This is a genomic window from Ectopseudomonas composti, assembly GCF_900115475.1.
GTDB lineage: Bacteria > Pseudomonadota > Gammaproteobacteria > Pseudomonadales > Pseudomonadaceae > Aquipseudomonas > Aquipseudomonas composti.
In genome coordinates this window covers 1-1301 of the sequence record NZ_FOWP01000027.1, presented here as the reverse complement: position 1 = coordinate 1301, position 1301 = coordinate 1, and the positions used below count along the sequence as shown (strand labels likewise).

Annotated in this window: 1 protein-coding gene; it reads right to left on the bottom strand. The window is 55.0% G+C overall.

Annotation, left to right across the window (positions count from 1 at the left end):
* Nucleotides 1-161: 161 nt before the first annotated feature.
* Nucleotides 162-1301: IS1182 family transposase (locus BM059_RS25015; RefSeq protein ID WP_074941764.1), on the bottom strand; the 1140-nt coding region annotated here is incomplete at its 5' end.

Genomic DNA, 1301 nt, shown 5'->3' with positions numbered 1-1301 from the left:
GGCCCAGAGTGTGTAAAAACACTTTCGTATCGTGGATGCCTCAGCTCAGCGCAGTTGGGCGAGTCGATTGCCCACGCATTTGCCACGATCAGCACCAGTAACGCTCCGGAGCGCTTATGAAGCATTTTAGCGCCACCTGGAGCAGCAAAAGCCAAGGGCTTTTACGCCGCCATTGCCTTCAACAAGCTTTCGGCACCGATGATTCTCATGACCCGCTTCATGTTGTAAGCGAGCACATTCAGACTCATCTCCGCGCTGACGCCGGCCAGCCTACGTGTGAGGAAATGCGTGGATCCCATCCATTGTTTGAGCGTCCCGAAGGGATGCTCAACAGTGCGCTTTCGGACTCGCATCATGTCTGGCGCATGGTTCAGCCGGTTCTGCATTTCGTCTAGCACGGCTTCATGCTCCCAACGCCGCACTCGTCGCTGCTTGCTCGGCGTGCACTGCGTTTTCAGGGCGCAGCTCTGGCAATTCGAACTCCAGTAGCAGTGCATATTCAGGCCTTTCTCGACGCTAGAAAAGCGCCAAATCAATACCTCACCAGCTGGGCAAACGTATTCATTTTTAGCGGCGTTAAAAACGAAGGCATCTTTGTTGAAACGCCCGTCCGCTTTAGCTCCTGAAGTCATCGGCTTGGGTACATAGGGGGTAATTTTTGCATCATGGCAGGCCAGGATTTCCTCGCTTTTGAAGTAGCCCCGATCAGCCACGACCGATAGCGTTTCTGAACCAATGGCTTCCCGCGCCTGCTTTGCCATCGAGCTGAGTTGGTCGCGGTCAGAGCCAACGTTCGTGACCTCGTGCGCAACGATCAAATGGTGCTGGGTATCGACCGCTGTCTGTACGTTGTAGCCGACGATGCCATTGCCACGCGTCATCATCGAGCGGGCATCGGGGTCGGTCAGTGAAACCTGTTTGTCTGGAGAGTCGTTGAGCTGAGATTCGATCACCTGAAGCTCTTTCATCTGAGCTTTGAGTTTGGCGATTTTCTCTTCCAGGCGCGCAGCGTCCGGCTCAGCGGCGCTTGGCACTTGCCGATCAGCTGCATCAAGAGAGGCCAGGTAACGGTTGATGCTCGACTCGATTTCTTCCATTCGCCGCTTCAGTTTGGCGCTGGTGAAATTGCGATCGCGGTTGTTCACTGCCTTGAACTTGCTCCCGTCGATAGCCACCAGGTTTTCGCTAAACAACCCCAACTGCTGACACAGCACAACGAACTGGCGGCACACGCCGCGAATGGCTTTGCTGTTGTCTTTTCGGAAGTTGGCGATGGTTTTGAAGTCGGGCATCAAGCGCCC